Below are 18,175 nucleotides of genomic sequence, written 5' to 3'. Positions count from 1 at the left end.
AAATGCGCTAGTCGGGATCGGGCTTGCGCGGCTTGCGTCCTGATTTGGCCAGCTTTTTCGCTTCAGCCGCGGCTTCTGCCTTGGCCAGTTCCTGTTCGGCAAAGTCGGCCTCGATCTTGTCGTCGTCGGTAGGCCAGGCCTTTGCATGCTTGGTCTCGACGACAGCGCGGGGCGTCGACGGTATCTCGATATGCTGGTCGTCGAATTTTTCGAGAACGGTGAAGCGGATATCGTTTTGCACGGCGCTGCCGTTCATAATATCGGCCAGGAACACGCGGATCTCGAATTCCAGCGCGGCGGCGCCGAAATTGGAAAACAGCACGAAGGGCTCGGGGTTCTTCAGCACCAGCGGATGGCTGCGCGCGATTTCCAGCAGGATGGCATGCACCTGCTTGACGTCGCTGCCATAGGCGACGCCGACCTTGATCTCGACACGGCCGAGCTTGTTGCGGTGCGTCCAGTTGCCGACAGCGTTGTTGATCAGGTTCGAATTGGGCAGGATCACCGACTGCCGCTGGAAAGTCTCGATCTCGGTGGCGCGCACGCTGATCTTCCTGACCGTGCCGCTGACGTCGCCGGCGACGATCCAGTCGCCGACCTTGAACGGCCGCTCGGCCAGAAGGATAAGGCCGGAGACGAAATTCGACACCACATTCTGCAAGCCAAAACCGATACCCAGGGAAAGCGCGCCGGCGACCAGTGCCAGGCTGGAGAGGTCTATGCCGGCGGCCGAGATGCCAACGAGCGCCGCCAGCGCGACACCGGCATAGCCGACCGCCAGCCGGATCGAGTTTCGCACCCCGGTATCGACCTTGCCGCGCGCCATCACGGAACCGTCCAGCCAGCCCTGGAACCAGCGCGTCAGGAAATAGCCGATGACGAAGACGACGATGCCCGAAAGGATGCCGGTGACCGAAATCGTCACCGACCCGATATTGATCCCGGTTGCCAGCTTGTAGGCCCAGGCCTGGATGTCGCCGGGCTGGAAGCCCCACATCAGCAGGATCAGCGGCAGGAAAACCAGCACGATCAGCAGATTGATGGCTACACTGACGACAAGGCCGAGCTGGTCGAGTGCCGTGTCTTCGTAGCTGGAATTGGTCGACAGCCAGCGCCCGACGGTGGTGTTGGCGAACGCCCCCTCCTCGCCGATCGCCTGCGCCGAGAGGAAGCCGATATAGGCGGTGATCAGCGCCGTGCCGGTGACCACGACCTGCAGCGAGACGAACAGCGCAAGGCCGATGAAGCCGAGCAAGGCGGCGGTGATGGTGAACAGGCCGAGCGCCAGTGCCAGGTAGCGCAGCCATGCCGGCCACGGTCGCCAGCTTCCGTCACGTGCCTTGAACGGCCGCAGCATCGCCATGAGGATCAGGATGATGCCGACGACAATGGTGGCGACGAAACTGCGCGCGATGGTCAGCGACAGCGGCGATCCCATCTTGTCGTTGATAATGGACAGGAACGTGTTGGCGCTGATGACCACGGCCATGGCCGTCGCCAGGCGCACCAGCCAGCGCGCCGGCCCGGTTTCGACAGGGATGAGACGCCAGTTCGGCAGTCGCGGAGACAGTGCCGCATTGGTCAGCCGGTTGACGCAGAACACCACCCCGATGGCGGTCGCCAGTGCATTGAGGAACAGGCCAATGTCGCCACGCAACACATTGTAATAGTTGAAAAAGAAGATGGTCGAGCCGAGAAACGCGCCGACCGCCAGCGTCGGCAGCAAGGTAGACCAGAAGGCCACCGACAAGCGGCTGAGATAGGACGGGTCTTCGTTGGAAGGATCTGCCTCAAACACGCGCCCGAACAGGCGCCTGCCGCCGACCAGCAGCACCAGCGCCAGCCCGAGCGCCACGAAGGTTGCCGCCAGAATGGCCTGGAACTTGAACTTGAAAGCGAAGCTCAGCCAGGACGATACCGCCTTGTAGAAATTGGCGTATTCGTCCTGGGCGTCGGAAAACACCTGCGGGCTCAGTGCGTCCGACAGGACGTAGCGCTTGGTCAAAAGGTTGCGGAACAGCTCGCTGCGCATATTGCCGATCTTGTCGATCAGCCCGCTGATACGGATCGACAGGTTCTGCGCGCTGGCGACGACCGCGTTGATCTCGGCCTTTTCCGACGCCAGTGCCTGGCGCTCGCCGGTCACGATGTCGGGCTCCTGCGGCTGGCCCGCGGCCGGCGGCGGGCCCAGCACGTCGATGCGATTGTTGATATCGGTCAGCCGCGGACGGAACGCCAGCGCACTGGTCAATGCCGCCCGCGACAAATCCTCCAGTTGCAGGCGTATGTCCACGAGCGAGGAATCGTCGTCACTGTCCTGCTGTATTTTCTTCTCGAGATCGTCGGTCTTGGCCGTCAGGCCTTGGATGACCTTCTGTTGATCGGTGATCAATCCGGCGGAGCCCTGACCAAGCGCCTGCGCCATCGCCTCGAACGAAGGCGGCGCCGAAATAACCAGCGCGAGGATCAGAATGAGGCGGAGCAATCTCAAAAGCATGATGTATTGGCGACTCACGGGCGGCAAAGGCATTCAAAAGCCTGTCCTTGATAAAGACGGCCATATCTTGGGGCAAGCCGTCGCATCCGATCGCGTTCGGATCGCGATCCGAGCGTCGGCCAGTCGAAAGGCAATGGCGCAATATTGGCTTTGCGGATACAGCCTGCTCTATAGTCTGCCGCATCGCCCGAACCGGATGACAATGATGGCAGAGTACTCGGCCTTTTCGCTGCTCGCGAACGCGCTCAAGGGAAACAAGGACTGGAAGCCGGCCTGGCGCAAGCCCGACCCGAAGGCTTCCTATGATGTCATCATCATCGGTGGCGGCGGCCACGGGCTCGCGACCGCCTACTATCTGGCCAAGGAACATGGCATCACCAATGTCGCCGTGCTCGAAAAGGGCTGGCTCGGCTCCGGCAATGTCGGCCGCAACACCACGGCCGTGCGCTCGAACTACCTGCTGCCCGCCAACACCCGCTTCTACGAACATTCGATGAAGCTGTGGGAGGGCCTGTCGCACGAGCTCAACTACAACGTCATGTTCTCGCAGCGCGGCTGCCTGAACCTGGCGCACACGCCTGGCCAGTTCGACGACTATGCAAGGCGCGGCAACGCTATGCGCCATCTCGGCGTCGACGCCGAACTGATGACGCCTGCCGAAATCAAGCGCCTGATCCCGGCGCTCGACATTTCCAGCGATGCACGATTTCCGGTGGTCGGCGGCCTGATGCAGCGGCGCGCCGGCACCGCCCGTCACGACGCGGTGGCCTGGGGCTATGCGCGCGGCGCCGACCGGCGCGGCGTCGACATCATCGAGAATTGCGAGGTCACCGGCTTCCTGCGCGATGGCGACCGCGTCACCGGTGTCACCACGTCACGCGGCGATATCCGCGCCAGGAAAGTGGCGGTCGCGGTGGCCGGCAGCACCGGGCGCGTCATGCAGTTGGCCGGCATCGAGACGATGCCGATCGAAAGCCATGTGCTGCAGGCCTTCGTGACCGAATCGCTGAAGCCTTTCATCGACACCGTGGTGACCTTCGGCATGGGCCATTTCTACATGTCGCAGTCCGACAAGGGCGGCCTTGTCTATGGCGGCGACATCGACGGCTACAACAGCTACGCCCAGCGCGGCAACCTGCCCATCGTCGACGAGGTGATGAGCGAGATGCTGGCGCTGTTCCCGGGCCTTGCGCGTGTACGCATGCTGCGCTCCTGGGGGGGCGTATGCGACATGTCGATGGATGGCTCGCCGATCATCACCACGGGACCCCTGCCCGGCATGTATCTCAATTGCGGCTGGTGCTATGGCGGCTTCAAGGCGACGCCGGCTTCCGGCTGGACCTTCGCCTGGACCATCGCCAAGGATGAGCCGCACGATTTCAACGCGCCGTTCACCCTCGACCGCTTCCACCGCGGCCTCGTCATCGACGACAAGGGCCAGGGCGCGAACCCGCGGCTCCATTAGGAAACATCCTGTGCTCATCACTTGCCCCTATTGCGGCCCGCGCGACGTCATCGAGTTCACCTATCAGGGTGACGGCAACCGCGAGCGTCCCGACCCCGCCTCGCAGAATTTCGAGGCCTGGAACGCCTATGTCTACGACCGGCTGAACCCGGCCGGCGACCACAATGAGATCTGGCAGCATTCCGGCGGCTGCCGCGCGCATCTCAGGGTCACGCGCAACACACTGACGCATGAGATTTCGAGCGTCGCCTTCGTGCGCGGCGACCATGTCTCGACCGCGCGCCGCAAGGCGGAGGACAAGGCATGAGCCCGCGCCGCACCGACACTGGCGGCCGCGTCGACCGGCTGAAGACGATCCGTTTCACCTTCGACGGCGTCGCCTACACCGGCCATGCCGGCGACACGCTGGCGTCCGCGCTGCTGGCCAAGGGCGTCACGCTTTTCGGACGCTCGTTCAAGTACCACCGCCCACGCGGCCTGCTGACTGCTGGTGTGGAGGAACCCAACGCGCTGGTGACGGTGCTGAAGGGCGAGGTGCGCGAACCCAACATCCCGGCGACCATGGTCGAGATCCACGACGGGCTTGTGGCGATCAGCCAGAACCGCTTCCCGTCGCTGGCCTGGGACGTCAATGCCGTCAACCAGCTCGGCGGCAAGATCCTGTCCGCCGGCTTCTACTACAAGACCTTTATGGGGCCGGTGATCGGGCCGCTCAAGGGCACGCGTTTCTGGATGTTCTGCGAGCATTTCATCCGCCGTGCCGCCGGTCTCGGCAGCGCCGGTTCGGCGAAGGATTCGGCCCGCTATGAGCGCATGAACGCCTTTTGCGACGTGCTGGTGGTCGGCTCCGGTCCCGCCGGCCTGATGGCCGCCAAGGCCGCCGCCGATCAGGGGGCACGCGTCATGCTGGCCGATCTCGAGCCGCGTTTCGGCGGCTCGACCAACTGGTCCGAGGAAACCATCGATGGCGCGCCGGCCGCCGATTGGGCCCGCCGCACCGTCACTCAGCTCGAAGGCCGCGACAATGTCCGCCTTTTGCCGCGCACCACGGTCTGGGGCTACTACGACAGCAACACGCTTGCCGCGCTCGAGCGGGTCAGCGACCACAAGGAACAGCCCGCCAAGGGCGAGCCGCGCCATCGTTATTGGGCAATCCGTGCCAAATCCGTGGTGCTGGCCACCGGCGCCTTCGAGCGGCCGCTGGTCTTCCCGGGCAATGACAGGCCGGGCGTGATGCTGGCCCATGCCGCCGAGCGCTACGCCAACGAGTTTGGCGTGCTGCCGGGCGAGCGAATCGCGCTGTTCACCAACAATGACAGCGCCTATCGCGCGGCCATCTCCCTGAAGAAGGCGGGGGCGGCAATCGTCGCCATCGTCGACGTCCGGTCCGAGCTTTCGCCCGAGATGCGCAAGCTGGCCACCGAAGCCGAAGCCGAGATCTTTGCCGGTCACGCCGTCGTCGCCACCGAGGGCGGCAAGGCGCTTTCCGGCTTCAAGGTTCAGCGTTTCGACATGGTCACCGGGGCGCTCACCGGTGATGAGCGAAGCATCCATGCCGACTGCCTGCTGATGTCGGGGGGCTGGTCGCCGACCATCCAACTGGCCAGCCAGGCCGGCGCCAAAGCGGAATGGAATGCCGCGCGGCAAGCCTTCCTGCCGCCAAGGCCGACACAGAAATGGGTCGGGGCCGGCGCCTTCACCGGCAGTTTTTCGACGGTCGAGGCGATCGCCGAAGGCCGCGCCGCCGGTCTTGCCGCCGCGGGTGGAACAGGCACGCCCGCGGCATTGCCCACTGTGGAAGCCGTGGCCGGCGACCCCGATCCGGCGCCCGTCTTCGAGATCAGGGCCAAGGGCAAGAGCTTCGTCGACTTCCAGCATGACGTGACGGCTGAGGATGTAAGGCTGGCGCACCGCGAAGGTTTCGTCTCGGTCGAGCACCTGAAGCGCTACACCACGCTTGGCATGGCGACCGACCAGGGCAAGAGCTCCAACATTCCCGGCCTTGCCATCATGGCCGAGGCGCTGGGCAAGCCGATCCCGGAAGTCGGCACGACACGCTTCCGGCCGCCCTTCGCGCCGGTGTCGATCGGCTCGCTTGCGGCCGAGCGCTTCGGCGACCTGAAGCCTGAGCGGCTCACGCCGATGCATGACTGGCACCACGACAACGGCGCGACCATGTACTCCGCCGGCCTCTGGTACCGGCCGATGATCTACGGGCTTTCAGGCGAAACGATCGAGCAGGCCTATGTGCGCGAGGCCAGGGCGACGCGCGAAAGCGCCGGCATCGTCGATGTCTCGACACTGGGCAAGATCGCCGTGCAGGGACCCGACGCCGCCGCCTTCCTCGACCGCGTCTACACCAACATGTTTTCGACGCTCGCCGTCGGCAAGGCGCGCTACGGGCTGATGCTGCGCGAGGACGGCTTTGCCTTCGACGACGGCACCACCTGGCGGCTCGGCGAACAGGATTTCCTGATGACCACCACCACGGCCAACGCCGGCAAGGTGATGCAGCATCTGGAATATTTCCTCGACGTGATCTGGCCGGAGCTGAAAGTCCATGTCACCTCGGTGACCGACGAATGGGCGGGTGCCGCGATCGGCGGACCGAAGGCCAGGCAGATCCTGGCTGCTTGCGTCACCGGCACCGCCGTCGACAATGCGACCCTGCCCTTCATGGGCATCGTGCGCGGCGAGATAGCAGGCGTTCCGGTGATGATTTGCCGGCTGTCCTTCTCCGGCGAAATGGCCTTCGAGGTCTATTGTGGTGCCGGCCATGGCACCCACGTCTGGGAAGCGCTGATCGAAGCCGGCAAGCCGTTCGGGCTGGTCACCTACGGGCTCGAGGCACTGGGCACGATGCGCATCGAGAAAGGCCATGTCACCGGCGCCGAGATCGACGGCCGCACCACGGCGCGCGACCTGCATCTCGACTGGATGCTGTCGAAGAAGAAGCCGTTCATCGGCTCGGCCATGATGGACCGCGAAGGCCTGATCGCGTCCGACCGCCTGGAGCTGGTCGGCCTGATCGCACTGGACAACCGGCCGCTCAATGGCGGCGCGCACATTGTCGAGGCGTTGGACGAGGCCAATCCACACGGCTCGATCGGCCACATCACCGCCTGCTGCTATTCGCCTGCGCTCGGCAAGCATATCGCGCTGGCGCTGGTCGAGGGCGGCAAGGCGCGGCACGGCACGCGTGCCCACGTCTCCGATCCCTTGCGCAACCGCTTCGGGCCGGTCGAGATCGTCTCCAACCATTTCTACGATCCGGAAGGGACCCGCATGCATGGTTGAGCGTCAATCCCCCCTCGAGCCGGAATTCCATGTCGGCTCGCACGGTAATTTCGAACATGGCGTCGAGATCCTCCTGACCGAAACGAGGCCGGGCTCGATCGTGCAGCTCGCCGCCTGGCCGGGAGAGGAGAAGAAGTTGATCGCGGCCATACGCACCGTCACCGGGCTGGCGTTGCCCGACGGCGCCGGCGGTGGCCTGAGCGAGGGCGCGAAATCGGTGTTCGGCTTCGCACCGGGGAAATTCACCGTGGCCGACGAAGCCGAAGGGTTGGCCGCTTCCTTTGCCAAGGCGGTGACGCCGGCCATCGGCACGGTGACGGACCTGTCGCATGGCCGCACCGCCATCCGCATCGCCGGACCGAAAGCAGAGTGGGTTCTGGCGAAATTCTTCGCCATCGACTTCGCGCTGCCGGCCTTCCCCATCGGCACGGGCCGCTCGACCACCCATCACGACGTCTTCGCCCAGATCCAGCGCACCGGCGCCGACCAGTTCGACATCTATGTCTTCCGCTCCTTCGCGCGTTCGTTCTGGAAGGCGCTTTGCCATGCCAGCGAGGAAGTCGGCTACGAAGTACAATAGGCGGCGGCGACGTATGGCCGCTCGCCCGTCGCTCCTGACCTCCGTTGCTTCTGGCCTCCCCGTTGCTTCTGGCCTCAATGCCGGCCGGTTCTGCCGCTAGAGAATCCTGCCGCGGGCGCCCATGATGGAATCACGTGGCCGCCCAAACGGTCCAAGGGATACAAAATCCCGTCTTGAGAGTCGGCGCATTCGTTTGGTTCGAACATCCCCATGACCGCAGAAATATCCGCCGGCGCCACGGATCGCGCCGAGGTGTCGGCCAGAGCCTTGCTTCTGCTGCCGCTGACGGTCGCTTGCGGCGTGTTCATGACCAGCCTCGACCAGAACGTCGTGGTGACGGCGCTGCCCGGCATCGGCGAAAGCCTCGCCCGCCCGCCCAGCCAGCTTGGCCTCTTGATCACCGTCTATGTCGCCAGCCTGATCATCTCGATGCCGCTCGGCGGCTGGGCGGCCGACCGCTTCGGCCTGCGCAATGTCTATTGCTTTGCCTTGCTGGTGTTCGCCACCTCGTCGGCACTCTGCGGCCTGTCGAACGACATCTGGACACTGGTCGGTGCCCGCGCGCTGCAGGGATTTGGCGGCGCGCTGATGGGCACGCTCGGCCAGGTCGTCATCCTGTCGAGTTTTCCGCGCAACCGGACGCTGAAGATCAACATGTACATTTCCGTGGCCAGCCAGACCGGCCCGCTGGTCGGGCCGCTCGTGGGCGGCGCGCTGACCACCTACATTTCCTGGCGCTGGATCTTCTTCATCAATGTGCCGTTCGCGCTGGCGGCGGCAATCCTTGCCGCCTCACTGTTCCCGACAGTGACCAAGCCGGTGCGCACGCGCTTCGATTTTCCAGGCTTCCTGCTGGTCGGCAGCGGCATGATCCTGCTTGTCTTCGGCATGGACTCGCTCGCCGCCAAGGATGCCGCCGGCGGGATGATTGCCGGTGAACTGGCGCTGGCGGTCGTCATCCTGGCGATTGCCTCGCTCTACTGCCTGCGCGTGGCCAATCCCCTGCTCGACCTCAAGCTGCTGCGCATCCGCACCTTCCGCATCTCGTTCCTCACCGGCGGCGGCCTGGACACGATCGGGCTCAGTTCCGTCGCCTTCCTGCTGCCGCTGATGTTCCAGCTCGGCTTCGGCATGAGCGCGGTGCAGGCGGGATCGCTGACCTTCGTTGCCGCGCTCGGCTCGGTGGTCATGCGTTTCTTCATGCCACGCGTTCTCAACCGGTTCGGGTTTCGCCGCGTACTGGTCTTCAACACACCTGTTGTGGCAGTGATGGTCGCGGGCTTCGCCTTGATGCAGGCGACGACGCCGGTCTGGATCGTGCTTGGCTACATCTTTGTTTTCGGCGTCTTCCGCTCCATCCAGTGGGCCTCGACCGGAAACCTCGCCTATTCCGACATCGCCCCCGAACAGCTCGCCCGCTTCAGCGCCCTCTATTACATCCTCTGGCAGCTGGCGGTGGCCATCAGTGTCGGCCTTGCGGCGGCGATGCTGTCATTCCTGGCCGGCGGCGGCCCTGCCGTGACCAATGATTTCCGGATCCTGTTCGCGATCGAAGGCGTCATCACGCTCTGCGCGCTGCTCGCCTACCTCAAGCTGACGCCGCAGGACGGCGCCCATGTCAGCGGCCACGGCATGCAGATGAATACGGAATAGCCGACCGCCAAGTCCTTTCGGCGGCGCTCTATTCGCTGAACGTCACCCACTCTTCCAACGGCACGCGATCGGTGCGGAAGGCGTTTTCCGGCTTGGAGGTGTCTTCGTAACCAAGCGCCATGCCGCAAACGACGATCTCCTCGTCGGGAATGTTAAGCACCGGCCGGATCTGCCGGTGATAGGGCGCGAATGCGGCTTGCGGGCACGTGTGCAGGCCCCGGCCCCGCGCCGCGACCATGATGTTCTGTAGGAACATGCCGTAGTCGATCCACGAGCCCTGGTTGAGCCGGCGATCGATGGTGAAGATCATGCCGACCGGCGCGTCGAAGAAAACGAAATTGCGGTCATGCTGGGCGCGCATCTTGTCGACCTCGCGCCGACCGATGCCAAGCGCGCCATAGAGGCCGAAACCGTTCGCGCGGCGGCGGGTAAGATACGGCTCGAAGAACTGGGTGGGATAGTAGCGATACTCGTCCCAGTCGGCCTTTTCGGCGCGGATACCGGAATTCAGGATGGCATCCGATATCTGTTGCTTGGTCTCGCCCTTGGTGACGTAGACCTTCCACGGCTGCATGTTTGTGCCGGACGGCGCGCGCGCCGCAACCGCCAGAATGTCCCGGATGGTGTCGTCGTCGATCATGTCGGGCAGGAATGCGCGCACAGAACGGCGCGACATGATCGCCTCGTCGACGATCTCGGCATCACCCGCGACTCGAGCCTTCTTTTCCAGCATGGGCCGTCCCTTAGCCTTTTTGTCGATCGGACGTCCCCACTCGCCGCTCGCGGCGGAGCCTTTGCATGAACCACCAAAATCCTGCAAGCAAATCTTGAGCATTGGTGAAAATCCACTTGATTTTTTCACGAGCTTGATTTCTCATGAAATTAGGAATGAAATTTTCACGAAGAGAGCGTTTTGCCCTCCACTACCGCACGAACATTGCAGGGACCTGACGAACGCGTTCTGGCCGGCGACATCAGGGCGCTGCGCCGGGCACGCGGGCTGACGCTCGCCGAAATCGCGCTGAAGCTTGGCCGCTCGGTCGGCTGGGTCAGCCAGGTCGAGCGCGGCCTGTCGACGCCGTCGCTGAGCGATCTCAGGGCCTTTGCTGAACTGTTCGGCGTGCCGATCAGCCTGTTCTTCAGCCACGACGTGCCTGTCGAGAGTGAACGCGGCGTGGTGGTGCGCGCCGGCAGGCGCCGCACGCTTGGCACAAGCGAGACCGGCCTGGTTGAAGAACTCCTGTCGCCCGATCTCGGTGGCAGCTTCGAGATGGTGCGCTCGATCTTCGCGGCAGGCGCGGAGATGAAGACCGAGCAGCTGCGGCCGACCGAGGAAGCCGGCTATATCGCCTCGGGTATTTTCGAAATCGAGATAGCGGGCGTCTGGCACCGGCTCGGCGAAGGCGATTCCTTCCGCTTCGAAGGCAAGCCCTATCGCTGGCGCAATCCAGGCACCCAGCCCGCGGTGATCATCTGGGTGGTTTCACCACCCGTCTATTGAATGCATGTCGCCCAAAAGTGTGCCGCGGTTTTGGGATAACGACTTGCATCACAACAAAAATGGAAGCGCAACGCGCTTCAGCTTGGGAGAAGAACATGGCGGGTTTGCCGAGCACGGCGCGCGTGGTGATCATCGGAGGTGGCGTTGTCGGCACCTCCTCGCTCTATCATCTCGCCAAGTCAGGTTGGACCGATTGCGTGCTGCTGGAGAAGAACGAGCTGACGTCAGGCTCGACCTGGCATGCCGCCGGCAATGTACCGACCTTCTCCTCGTCATGGTCGCTGATGAACATGCAGCGCTATTCGACCGAGCTTTACCGGGGCCTGGCCGACGCTGTCGACTATCCCATGAACTATCACGTCACCGGTTCCCTGCGCCTCGCCCACTCCAAGGAGCGCATGCAGGAGTTCCAGCGCGCCAAGGGCATGGGCCGCTACCAGGGCATGGACATCGACGTGGTCGGTATCGACGAGATCAAGCGCCGCTATCCCTTCATCGAGACACACGATCTGGAAGGCGCGCTCTACGACCCGAGCGACGGCGACATCGACCCGGCGCAGTTGACCCAGGCGTTGGCCAAGGGCGCGCGCGACATGGGCGCCAAGATCATCCGCTTCTGCCCCGTCACCGGCGTGCGCCGTGAGAAGGATGAATGGGTGGTTGCCACGCCGCAAGGCGAGATCCGCTGCGAAATCGTCGTCAACGCCGCCGGCTACCGGGCCGCCGAGGTGGGCAAAATGTTCGGCCGCGAGGTGCCGATGATGGTGATGAGCCATCAGTATATCCTCTTCGAGGAAATCCCCGAACTGGCGGCATGGTCGAAGGAACAGGGCAAGAAGCTGCCGCTGCTGCGCGACGTCGATACGTCCTACTATCTGCGCCAGGAGAAGGCCGGCATGAATCTCGGCCCCTATGAGCGCAATTGCCGCGCGCATTGGGCCACCCTCAACGATCCGATGCCGGACGATTTTTCCTTCCAGCTCTTCCCCGACGATCTCGACCGGCTGGAACATTATCTGGCCGACGCCGTCGCCCGCGTGCCGATCCTGGGCACCGCCGGCCTGTCCAAGGTCATCAACGGGCCGATCCCCTATGCGCCGGACGGCAACCCGCTGATCGGCCCGATGCCCGGCGTGCCCAATGCCTTCGAGGCCTGCGTCTTCACCTTCGGCATTGCGCAAGGCGGCGGCGCCGGCAAGGTGCTGGCCGAATGGGTCACGCAAGGCCAGACCGAATGGGACATGTGGTCCTGCGACCCACGCCGCTTCACGTCCTTTGCCTCGGCGCCGGACTACTGTGTCGCCAAGGGCCTCGAAATCTACGGCAATGAATACGCCATCCAGTTCCCGCGCCATGCCTGGCCTGAAGGGCGCGACAGAAAACTGTCGCCGATCCACGACCGCACCAAGGCGCTCGGCGGCCGCTTCGATGCCTACAATGGCTGGGAACGCGCCACCTGGTATGCGAAAGACGGCGACGACATTTCCGAGGAAGCCACGCTGACCTTCCGCCGCGACGGGCCCTGGCAGCATCGCGTTCGTGAAGAGTGCCTGGCGGTGCGTGACGCCGCCGGCATCCTCGACCTGCCCGGCTTCTCGCGCTTCAACCTCGAAGGTCCCGGCGCCGCCGACTGGCTGAGCCTGCAGGTCACCGGACTGGTGCCGAAACCCGGCCGCATCGGCCTCGTCTATTTCGCCGACGACAAGGGCCGCATCGTCACAGAAATGTCCGTCGTGCGCCACGACGAGAATGTGATGACGCTGATCACCGCCGCGGTCGCGCAATGGCATGATTTCGAATGGCTGAAATCGCGCATGCCCAAGGACGCGCCATTCAAGCTGATCGACCGGACCGAGGAATTCTCCACTCAGATCCTGGCCGGCCCCAATTCGCGGAAAATCCTCGCCGAAGTCTGCGACGCAGACCTTACGTTGCCGTGGCTGACGCATCAGGAAACGAAGATCGCCGGCCGCTGGGCCAAGCTGGTGCGCGTCTCCTTCGCTGGCGAACTCGGCTGGGAAATCCACACCAGGGTCGACGACACATCAGCAATCTTCGACGCCGTCTGTGCGGCAGGACAACAGCATGGCCTGAGACCGTTCGGCATGTATGCGCTGGATTCGCTCAGGCTGGAAAAGGGCTACCGTACCTGGAAGGGCGATCTCTCGACCGACTATTCGATCTTGCAGGGTGGGCTCGAGCGCTTCGTCAAATGGGAAAAGCCCGACTTCCGTGGCAAGGCCGCACTGCAGAACGAGAAGCAGCAAGGCGTGAAGAAGCGTTTCGTCACCCTGGTCGTCGAGAACCCCGGCGATTGCGACGCGCCCTACATGTCGACGCTGTGGCACGGCGGACAGATCGTCGGCGAGACCACGTCGGGCGGCTGGGGCCATCGCATCGACAAGTCCATCGCGCTCGGCATGTTGCGCGTCGATTTGACCGAGCCCGGCACATCGGTCGAGGTCGAAATCTTCGGCGACCGTTTCAAGGCGGTCGTGCAGAAGGATGAACCGCTCTGGGATCCCAGGAACGAAAGACTGCGCGCATGAAGGCGGTCACCCTCACAGACGGCGGCATGGGCCAGGAACTGGTCCGGCGCAGCAAATCCGAGCCGACGCCGCTGTGGTCGGCCAGGGTGCTGATCGACGAACCCGATCTGGTGCGCGACCTGCACGCCGAATTCATCCGCGCCGGCGCCCGCGTGATCACCATCAACACCTATTCGGCGACACCCGAACGCCTGGCGCGCGAGGGCGCCGAGGACCTGTTCAAGCCGCTGCAGAAGCGCGGCATCGAACTGGCCAGGCAAGCTTGCGACGAAGCCGGCGACGCGGCGATCGCCGGCTGCCTGTCGCCGCTTTTCGGCAGCTACGCACCGGCGCTGACCATTTCCTACCAGGAGACGCTCGACATCTACCGCCGCATCGTCGCCGAGCAGGCGGATGGCGTCGATCTCTTCCTGTGCGAAACCATGGCGTCGGCCGATGAAGCGCGCGCGGCCGTCACCGCGGCATCGGAAAGCGGCAAGCCCGTCTGGGTGTCCTGGACGCTCGCCGACCACGGCACGCCAAGGCTGCGCAGTGGCGAAGCCCTCGCCGCCGCGTCCGCAGCGCTAGGCGACCTGCCGATCGCCGCACGGCTGGTCAATTGCTGCCGGCCCGAAGCCGTCAGCGCGGCACTGCCGGAACTGATCGCGCTCGGCGGGCCGGTTGGCGCCTATGCCAACGGCTTCACCTCGGTCGAGGCGCTCAAGCATGGCGGCACGGTCGAGGTGCTGCATGCCCGCCACGATCTCGATCCACCGGCCTATGCCGATCAGGCCATCGGCTGGGTCGAAGCCGGCGCAGAAATCGTCGGCGGTTGCTGCGAGGTCGGCCCTGCCCATATCGCGGCGCTGCGTGGCCGGCTCGAACAGGCCGGCTACCAGATCTCGGGAGTTCAATGATGCCAAAACCATCATCGCGCATTTCCGGCATCGTGCCTTCGGGCAAGGATGGCTGGGAAGTCCATTCCGCCGCCTGGGCCCGCAAGGAAGCCGGCGAGGACATCATCATGCTGTCGGTCGGCGACCACGATTTCGACACGCCTTCCCAAACGATCGAGGCCTGCGTCGCCGCGGTCCGCGGCAGCAATCACCACTACACACCGCTGCCTGGCCTGCCGCGCCTGCGCCAGGCGATGGCGGCAGCCTCCAGCGCCTGCACCGGCGTCGAGACGACACCGGATCAAGTGATCGCGACGCCGGGCGGCCAGGCGGCCCTCTACGCGGCCGTGCAGGCCGTGCTCGACCAGGGCGACCACGCCATCGTCGTTGCCCCCTACTACGCCACCTACCCCAACACGTTCAGTGCCGCGGGTGCCAGTTTCACCGTCGTCGAGACGCCGGCCGAGGATGGTTTCCAGCCGCACGTCGACATGATCCGCGCTGCACTCAAGCCCAACACGCGCGCCATCCTGATCAACACGCCGAACAACCCCACCGGTGCGGTCTATTCGCGAGAGCGGCTCGAACAGCTGGCCGAAATCTGCAGGGAGCACGACCTCTGGCTGCTGTCGGACGAGGTCTACTGGACGCTGGGCGGCGGCGAGCACATCTCGCCGCGCTCATTGCCCGGCATGGCCGAACGCACGCTGGTCATCAATTCCATGTCCAAGAGCCATGGCATGACCGGCTGGCGCATGGGCTGGCTGACCGGTCCTGAAGCGATGATCACGCTGCTCATCAATCTCAATCTGGTGACGACCTACGGCCTCCCGGCCTTCATCTCGGTCGCCTGCGCCGAGGCGCTGGAGAACCATTACGGCGTGAAGGACATTGCCGAGCGCTACGCGGCGCGCCGCACCGTCCTCCTCGATGCCGTGCGCGGCATGAATGACGTCAGCGTGCGCGGCTCCGAAGGCGGCATGTATGTCATGCTCGACATATCCGCGGTCGAACCCGACGACGAGAAATTCGCCTTCGCCTTCCTCGACAAGGAGAAGGTCGGCGTGATGCCGGGTTCCAGCTTCGGCGAAGCCGCCGCCGGCCACATCCGCATCAGCCTCTGCCAGCCGGAGCCCGTGCTGCAAGAAGCAGCAGCCCGGCTACGCCGTTTTGCTTCCACATATCGCCGCGAGGCCGCATGACCAAGACCATTCCCACCAAAACCATCCCCACCAAGGCCCGCGCGGTTATCATCGGCGGCGGCGTTTCCGGCTGTTCGGTCGCCTACCACCTGGCCAAGCTTGGCTGGACCGACATCGTGTTGCTTGAGCGCAAGCAGCTGACCTCGGGCACGACATGGCACGCCGCCGGCCTGATCGGCCAGTTGCGCGGTTCGCAGAACATGACTCGGCTGGCGAAATATTCGGCCGACCTCTACGTCAAGCTGGAAGCCGAGACCGAAGTCGGCACCGGCATGCGCCAGGTGGGCTCGATCACCGTGGCGCTGACCGAGGAGCGCAAGCACGAGATCTACCGGCAGGCGTCTCTGGCCCGTGCCTTCGATGTCGATGTGCGCGAGATTTCGCCCAACGAGGTCAAGGAGATGTATCCGCATCTCAACGTGTCCGACGTCGTCGGTGCGGTGCATCTGCCGCTCGACGGCCAGTGCGACCCCGCCAACATCGCCATGGCGCTGGCCAAGGGCGCGCGCCAGCGCGGCGCCACCATCGTTGAGAATGTGAAGGTGACCAAGGTCCACACCAAAGCCGGCCGTGTCACCGGCGTGTCGTGGGCGCAAGGTGAAGACCAAGGCACGATCGAGGCCGATATCGTCGTCAACTGCGCCGGCATGTGGGCCCGGGAACTCGGGCGTCAGAACGGCGTCACCATCCCGCTGCACGCCTGCGAGCATTTCTATCTCGTCACCGAGCCGATCCCCAGCCTCTCCCGCCTGCCGGTGCTGCGCGTTCCCGACGAGTGCGCTTACTACAAGGAAGATGCCGGCAAGATGATGCTCGGCGCCTTCGAGCCGGTAGCCAAGCCCTGGGGCATGGACGGCATCCGCGAGGATTTCTGCTTCGACCAATTGCCCGAGGACATGGACCATTTCGAGCCGATCCTCGAAATGGGCGTCAACCGCATGCCGATGCTGGCGACCGCCGGCATCCACACCTTCTTCAACGGCCCCGAAAGCTTCACGCCTGACGACCGCTACTATCTCGGCGAGGCGCCGGAACTTCGGGGCTACTGGATGGCGACCGGCTACAATTCTATCGGCATCGTCTCTTCGGGCGGCGCCGGCATGGCGCTGGCGCAGTGGATCAACGATGGCGAAGCGCCCTTTGACCTGTGGGAAGTCGACATCCGCCGCGCCCAGCCCTTCCAGAAGAACCGCCGCTACCTCAAGGAGCGCGTCTCAGAAACGCTCGGCCTCCTCTATGCCGACCATTTCCCCTACCGGCAGATGGCGACGTCGCGCAACGTTAGGCGCTCGCCCCTGCATGAGCATCTGAAAGCGCGCGGCGCCGTGTTCGGCGAAGTCGCCGGCTGGGAGCGCGCCAACTGGTTCGCCCGCGAAGGCCAGGAGCGCGAATACCGCTATTCCTGGAAGCGGCAGAACTGGTTCGACAACCAGCGCGACGAGCATCTAGCTGTCAGGAACAAGGTCGGGCTGTTCGACATGACCTCGTTCGGCAAGATCCGCGTCGAGGGCCGCGATGCCTGTGCCTTCCTGCAAAGACTCTGCGCCAACGACATGGACGTGGCGCCGGGCAAGATCGTCTACACACAGATGCTAAACCAGCGCGGCGGCATCGAGAGCGATCTCACCGTCTCGCGCCTGTCGGATACGGCCTATTTCCTCGTCGTCCCGGGTGCCACGCTGCAGCGCGACCTCGCCTGGCTGCGCCGGCATGTCGGCGACGAATTCGTCGTCATCACGGACGTCACTGCTGCTGAAAGCGTGCTCTGCCTGATGGGCCCGGATGCGCGAAAGCTGATCCAGAAAGTCAGCCCCAACGATTTCTCCAACGAGAACAATCCGTTCGGCACGTTCCAGGAGATCGAGATCGGCATGGGCCTGGCCCGCGCCCACCGCGTCACCTATGTCGGTGAACTCGGCTGGGAACTCTATGTCTCGACCGAACAAGCGGCCCATGTCTTCGAGGCGATCGACGAGGCCGGCGCGGATGTCGGCCTGAAACTCTGCGGCCTGCATACGCTCGATTCCTGCCGCATCGAAAAGGCTTTTCGGCATTTCGGCCACGACATCACCGACGAGGACAATGTGCTGGAAGCAGGCCTCGGCTTCGCGGTGAAGACGGCCAAGGGCGAGTTCATCGGCCGTGATGCGGTGCTGAAGAAGAAGGAAGCCGGCCTGTCACGCCGGCTGGTCCAGTTTCGCCTGAAGGACCCGCAGCCCCTGCTCTTCCACAACGAAGCGATCCTGCGCGACGGCAAGATCGTCGGCCCGATCACCTCAGGCAATTACGGCCACCATCTCGGCGGCGCCATCGGGCTGGGCTATGTGCCCTGCCCGGGCGAGAGCGAGGCGGATGTGCTGGCCTCGTCCTACGAGATCGAGATCGCCGGCGAGCGTTTCGCGGCGGAAGCCTCGCTGAAGCCGATGTATGATCCGAAGGCGGAACGGGTGAAGATGTAGCGCCTCTTTCTTCTCCCCTTGTGGGAGAAGGTGGATCGGCGCGCAGCGCCGAGACGGATGAGGGGTGCGTGACGAAGCGCGGCGTGAAAAGATCGAA

At 64.4% G+C, this 18,175-nt stretch carries 12 protein-coding genes; 10 read left to right on the top strand and 2 right to left on the bottom strand.

The window, feature by feature from the left end; genetic code table 11:
- Nucleotides 1-7: 7 nt before the first annotated feature.
- Complete coding sequence (locus FJ977_RS15900) at nt 8-2,497, bottom strand: mechanosensitive ion channel family protein (protein ID WP_140773921.1); 2,490 nt, start codon at nt 2,495-2,497, stop codon at nt 8-10.
- A gap of 205 nt (nt 2,498-2,702) precedes the next feature.
- Between FJ977_RS15900 and FJ977_RS15895 the strand changes: the two genes are divergently transcribed.
- The 5 genes from FJ977_RS15895 (at nt 2,703) to FJ977_RS15875 (ending at nt 9,492) form a co-directional block, all read left to right on the top strand.
- Nucleotides 2,703-3,962, top strand: a complete 1,260-nt coding sequence (locus tag FJ977_RS15895; RefSeq protein ID WP_140772921.1) for a sarcosine oxidase subunit beta — start codon at nt 2,703-2,705, stop codon at nt 3,960-3,962.
- Between the two features lie 10 nt (nt 3,963-3,972).
- Complete coding sequence (locus FJ977_RS15890; RefSeq protein WP_140772919.1) at nt 3,973-4,269, top strand: sarcosine oxidase subunit delta; 297 nt, start codon at nt 3,973-3,975, stop codon at nt 4,267-4,269.
- Nucleotides 4,266-7,259: a sarcosine oxidase subunit alpha gene (locus FJ977_RS15885; RefSeq protein WP_140772917.1), complete on the top strand. Its 2,994-nt coding sequence runs from the start codon at nt 4,266-4,268 to the stop codon at nt 7,257-7,259. Before FJ977_RS15890 ends, FJ977_RS15885 begins: the two co-directional genes overlap by 4 nt.
- Nucleotides 7,252-7,839: a sarcosine oxidase subunit gamma gene (locus tag FJ977_RS15880; protein ID WP_140772915.1), complete on the top strand. Its 588-nt coding sequence runs from the start codon at nt 7,252-7,254 to the stop codon at nt 7,837-7,839. Before FJ977_RS15885 ends, FJ977_RS15880 begins: the two co-directional genes overlap by 8 nt.
- 210 nt (nt 7,840-8,049) lie before the next feature.
- On the top strand, nt 8,050-9,492 hold the full coding sequence (locus tag FJ977_RS15875; RefSeq protein WP_140772913.1) for an MFS transporter: 1,443 nt from the start codon (nt 8,050-8,052) through the stop codon (nt 9,490-9,492).
- 28 nt (nt 9,493-9,520) lie between these two features.
- Here the strand turns inward: FJ977_RS15875 and FJ977_RS15870 are convergent, their stop codons facing one another.
- Nucleotides 9,521-10,225, bottom strand: coding sequence for a nitroreductase (locus FJ977_RS15870; protein ID WP_181179880.1), 705 nt, complete (start codon nt 10,223-10,225; stop codon nt 9,521-9,523).
- Between the two features lie 180 nt (nt 10,226-10,405).
- On the opposite strand from FJ977_RS15870, the gene FJ977_RS15865 reads away from it, so the two are divergent.
- The 5 genes from FJ977_RS15865 to FJ977_RS15845 all read left to right on the top strand — a co-directional run bounded on the left by FJ977_RS15865 (nt 10,406) and on the right by FJ977_RS15845 (nt 18,078).
- Nucleotides 10,406-10,993, top strand: a complete 588-nt coding sequence (locus FJ977_RS15865) for an XRE family transcriptional regulator (RefSeq protein WP_246683121.1) — start codon at nt 10,406-10,408, stop codon at nt 10,991-10,993.
- 95 nt (nt 10,994-11,088) lie between these two features.
- Nucleotides 11,089-13,542, top strand: a complete 2,454-nt coding sequence (locus FJ977_RS15860; protein ID WP_140772910.1) for an FAD-dependent oxidoreductase — start codon at nt 11,089-11,091, stop codon at nt 13,540-13,542.
- Nucleotides 13,539-14,438, top strand: coding sequence for a homocysteine S-methyltransferase family protein (locus FJ977_RS15855; protein ID WP_140772908.1), 900 nt, complete (start codon nt 13,539-13,541; stop codon nt 14,436-14,438). Before FJ977_RS15860 ends, FJ977_RS15855 begins: the two co-directional genes overlap by 4 nt.
- The gene (locus FJ977_RS15850; RefSeq protein ID WP_140772906.1) at nt 14,438-15,619 is read left to right on the top strand and encodes a pyridoxal phosphate-dependent aminotransferase; all 1,182 of its coding nucleotides are present in this window, start codon (nt 14,438-14,440) and stop codon (nt 15,617-15,619) included. Before FJ977_RS15855 ends, FJ977_RS15850 begins: the two co-directional genes overlap by 1 nt.
- On the top strand, nt 15,616-18,078 hold the full coding sequence (locus tag FJ977_RS15845; protein ID WP_181179878.1) for an FAD-dependent oxidoreductase: 2,463 nt from the start codon (nt 15,616-15,618) through the stop codon (nt 18,076-18,078). The genes FJ977_RS15850 and FJ977_RS15845 overlap by 4 nt, the downstream gene beginning before the upstream one ends.
- Nucleotides 18,079-18,175: the final 97 nt, after the last annotated feature.

The organism is Mesorhizobium sp. B2-1-3A (assembly GCF_006442655.1).
Taxonomy (GTDB): Bacteria; Pseudomonadota; Alphaproteobacteria; order Rhizobiales; family Rhizobiaceae; genus Mesorhizobium.
This window is presented reverse-complemented; position numbering and strand designations above follow the sequence as displayed.

What these genes read in the sequence shown, in the direction of transcription:
- FJ977_RS15900 (WP_140773921.1), bottom strand. Translation starts at nt 2,497, where the DNA reads ATGCTTTTGAGATTGCTCCGCCTCATTCTGATCCTCGCGCTGGTTATT.
- FJ977_RS15895 (WP_140772921.1), top strand. Translation starts at nt 2,703, where the DNA reads ATGGCAGAGTACTCGGCCTTTTCGCTGCTCGCGAACGCGCTCAAGGGA.
- FJ977_RS15885 (WP_140772917.1), top strand. Translation starts at nt 4,266, where the DNA reads ATGAGCCCGCGCCGCACCGACACTGGCGGCCGCGTCGACCGGCTGAAG.
- FJ977_RS15880 (WP_140772915.1), top strand. Translation starts at nt 7,252, where the DNA reads ATGGTTGAGCGTCAATCCCCCCTCGAGCCGGAATTCCATGTCGGCTCG.
- FJ977_RS15875 (WP_140772913.1), top strand. Translation starts at nt 8,050, where the DNA reads ATGACCGCAGAAATATCCGCCGGCGCCACGGATCGCGCCGAGGTGTCG.
- FJ977_RS15870 (WP_181179880.1), bottom strand. Translation starts at nt 10,225, where the DNA reads ATGCTGGAAAAGAAGGCTCGAGTCGCGGGTGATGCCGAGATCGTCGAC.
- FJ977_RS15860 (WP_140772910.1), top strand. Translation starts at nt 11,089, where the DNA reads ATGGCGGGTTTGCCGAGCACGGCGCGCGTGGTGATCATCGGAGGTGGC.
- FJ977_RS15855 (WP_140772908.1), top strand. Translation starts at nt 13,539, where the DNA reads ATGAAGGCGGTCACCCTCACAGACGGCGGCATGGGCCAGGAACTGGTC.
- FJ977_RS15850 (WP_140772906.1), top strand. Translation starts at nt 14,438, where the DNA reads ATGCCAAAACCATCATCGCGCATTTCCGGCATCGTGCCTTCGGGCAAG.
- FJ977_RS15845 (WP_181179878.1), top strand. Translation starts at nt 15,616, where the DNA reads ATGACCAAGACCATTCCCACCAAAACCATCCCCACCAAGGCCCGCGCG.